This is a genomic window from Pseudomonas sp. R62 (assembly GCF_000257605.1).
GTDB classification, from domain to species: domain Bacteria; phylum Pseudomonadota; class Gammaproteobacteria; order Pseudomonadales; family Pseudomonadaceae; genus Aquipseudomonas; species Aquipseudomonas atacamensis.
Genome location: NZ_JH635999.1, coordinates 198,302 through 201,540, shown reverse-complemented (window position 1 = coordinate 201,540; position 3,239 = coordinate 198,302). Strand labels below are relative to the sequence as shown.

General features: G+C 59.9%; 3 protein-coding genes. 1 reads left to right on the top strand and 2 read right to left on the bottom strand.

Features of this window, described 5'->3' with window-relative positions; translation table 11 throughout:
* Positions 1-617: PEP/pyruvate-binding domain-containing protein (locus OQK_RS19315; protein ID WP_274380892.1), on the bottom strand; the 617-nt coding region annotated here is incomplete at its 3' end.
* A gap of 174 nt (positions 618-791) precedes the next feature.
* Between OQK_RS19315 and ppsR the strand changes: the two genes are divergently transcribed.
* Positions 792-1,610 carry a posphoenolpyruvate synthetase regulatory kinase/phosphorylase PpsR gene (gene ppsR / locus OQK_RS19310; protein ID WP_016773826.1) on the top strand — a complete coding sequence of 273 codons (819 nt, stop codon included), beginning with the start codon at positions 792-794 and terminating at the stop codon, positions 1,608-1,610.
* 133 nt (positions 1,611-1,743) lie between these two features.
* Here ppsR and prpD read toward each other — a convergent pair whose 3' ends face one another.
* Positions 1,744-3,228, bottom strand: coding sequence for a 2-methylcitrate dehydratase (gene prpD, locus OQK_RS19305; protein WP_016773825.1), 1,485 nt, complete (start codon positions 3,226-3,228; stop codon positions 1,744-1,746).
* Positions 3,229-3,239 lie beyond the last annotated feature (11 nt).

Below are 3,239 nucleotides of genomic sequence, written 5' to 3'. Positions count from 1 at the left end.
GTATCGAGGGTGAACATCACGCCGGCGGTGCCGGTTTCCGAACGCACCATGCGCTGCACGCCAGCCGACAGGGCGACCAGTTTGTGGTCGAAGCCCTGGTGCACGCGGTAGGAAATCGCACGGTCGTTGAACAGCGAAGCGAACACCTCTTTGGCGGCGCGGATAACGTTTTCCACACCACGGATGTTCAGGAAGGTTTCCTGCTGACCGGCGAAGGACGCGTCCGGCAGGTCTTCGGCGGTGGCGGAAGAACGCACGGCCACGGCCACGTCAGGGTTGCCGGCCGACAGCGCGGCGAACGCGGTGCGGATCTCGGTGTTGAGCTTTTCCGGGAATTCGGCGTCCATGATCCATTGGCGGATCTGCGCGCCGGTCTTGGCCAGGGCATTGACGTCGTCGACGTCGAGCGCGTCGAGGGCCTTGTGGATCTGATCGTTCAGGCCGCTCAGTTCGAGGAAGTCACGATAGGCCTGAGCCGTCGTGGCGAAGCCGCCGGGGACCGAAACACCGGCGCCTGCCAGGTTACTGATCATCTCGCCCAGGGATGCGTTCTTGCCCCCCACATGCTCAACATCGTGTTTGCCGAGCTTATCGAGGGAAACTACGTACTCTACCAAGGTGATCTCTCCACTAACTGTGTTGGAAAAGCTCAGAAACCGGCGGCCCGGGGGAGCCTCGGCCGGTTGTATGGCCTGGACCTGGAAAATAAGTGAGAATGCGGGCCAATGGCGGCCGGCAAATCGCGCCTATCATATCCAAGATTCGTTACTAGCTTAAGGCCCAAGGTGCAAATGAAACGATCTGCTTTCTTCATCTCCGATGGCACCGGCATTACTGCCGAAACCCTGGGTCAAAGCCTGTTGGCGCAGTTCGAAAACATTACCTTCAGCAAATTCACGCGGCCCTACATCGACAGCGTGGAAAAAGCGCGGGCCATGGTACAACAAATCAACAAAGCCGCTGAAACCGACGGCTTTCGCCCGATCATCTTCGACACCATCGTCAATCAGGACATTCGTGAGATTCTCGCAACGTCCAATGGTTTCATGATCGACATTTTCTCGACCTTCCTCGCGCCGCTCGAACAGGAGCTCACCGAGCACTCTTCCTACACCGTCGGCAAGTCCCATTCCATCGGGCACAACTCCAATTACATGGAGCGCATCGAGGCGGTGAACTTCGCCCTCGACAACGATGACGGCGCGCGCACCCACTATTACGACAAAGCCGATCTGATACTAGTGGGCGTGTCGCGATGCGGCAAAACGCCGACGTGTCTGTACATGGCCATGCAGTTCGGCATCCGCGCGGCCAACTATCCGCTGACCGAAGACGACATGGAGCGCCTGACCCTGCCGACGGCCCTGCGCGCGCATCAGCACAAGCTGTTCGGCCTGACCATCGACCCCGACCGCCTGACCGCGATCCGCAATGAGCGCAAGCCCAACAGCCGTTATTCGAGCTACGCCCAGTGCGAATTCGAAGTGCGCGAAGTGGAAAACCTGTTCCGCCGCGAGAACATTCCGCACATCAATTCCACGCATTTCTCGGTGGAAGAGATTTCGGCGAAGATTCTCGTGGAAAAAGGCGTTGAGCGGCGGTTCAAGTAGGTTTGCGGTGCCTGATCTGACGCTATCGCGGGCAAGCCCGCTCCCACAGGTTCTGAAGGCGTTCACAATTTCTGTGTTCATCACCATTCCCTGTGGGAGCGGGCTTGCCCGCGAAGAACGATAACGCGGTCCGTCAGATCACAAACAGGTCGATGAATCGATGCACCGACGTGGCTTCAAGCTGCGCCTGATCCTCGCACAGCGCAAAAATCTCAGCGCAACGCTGCCCGGCAAACCGCGTGGCCAGGTTGGCCTTGAACTTGTCCTCCAGCAACGGAATGCCCTCGGCGCGGCGGCGGCGATGGCCGATCGGGTACTCCACCACGACGTTGTCGGTGCTGCTGCCGTCCTTGAAAAACACCTGCACGGCGTTGGCAATCGAGCGTTTGTCAGGCTCAAGGTATTCGCGGGTGAAGCGCGGTTCTTCAACGATGAGCATTTTTTCGCGCAGCACATCGATGATCGGATGCGCCTTGTGGAAGTCGTCTTCGTAGTGCTCCGCGACCAGATTGCCAAATGCCAGCGGCACGGCGGTCATGTATTGCAGGCAGTGGTCGCGGTCGGCGGCATTGGCCAGCGGGCCGACCTTGGAAATGATGCGGATCGCCGATTCATGGGTGGTGATGACGATGCGGTCGATCTCATGCAGCCGATTGCGAACCAGCGGATGCAAGGTCACCGCCGCCTCGCATGCCGTCTGCGCATGGAATTCGGCGGGGAAACTGATCTTGAACAGCACGTTTTCCATCACGTAACTGCCGAACGGCCGGGAGAAGCTGAAAGCGCGTTTGTCCGTGGGTTTCAGCGCCAGATCGTTGTTGGTGTGGCTGAACGAAACGTCATAAAAACCCCACTGCTTTGCCGTCAGAACCCCGGGAATGCCCATCTCACCGCGCATGGCGATGTCGGCCAGCCTTACGCCGCGACTCGCCGCATCCCCCGCCGCCCAGGATTTGCGCGAGCCGGCGTTCGGCGCATGCCGATAAGTGCGCAGTGCCTGACCGTCGGCGAAGGCGTGGGACAGTGCCGACAACAGCTGCTCGCGATTGGCGCCCATCAGTCGGGCGCTGACGGCGGTCGAGGCGACTTTCACCAGAATGACGTGATCCAGTCCTACCCGGTTAAAGGAGTTTTCCAGGGCGATCACGCCTTGAATCTCGTGGGCCATGATCATTGCTTCCAGCACATTGCGGACCGTCAGCGGCGCTTCACCGTTAGCGATGCGTTTCTGTGACAGGTGATCGGCCACGGCGAGGATGGCACCGAGGTTGTCCGATGGATGCCCCCATTCGGCGGCGAGCCAGGTGTCGTTGTAGTCGAGCCAGCGGACAATGCAGCCGATATCCCAAGCGGCTTTGACCGGATCGAGGCGATAAGGGGTACCTGGCACTCGTGCACCGAACGGTACAACCGTGCCTTCAACGATCGGGCCGAGGTGTTTCGTGCATTCGGGGAAACGCAGGGCCAGCAAGCCGCAGCCCAGCGTGTCGATCAGGCAGTTGCGCGCGGTGTTCAGCGCTTCGGCGGATTCGGGCTTGAAGGTGAGGACGTAGTCGGCGATGTCCTGCAGGACTGCGTCGTAATCGGGGCGGTTGTTCAGGTCGACGTTGGCGCTCATGTTCGATTCAC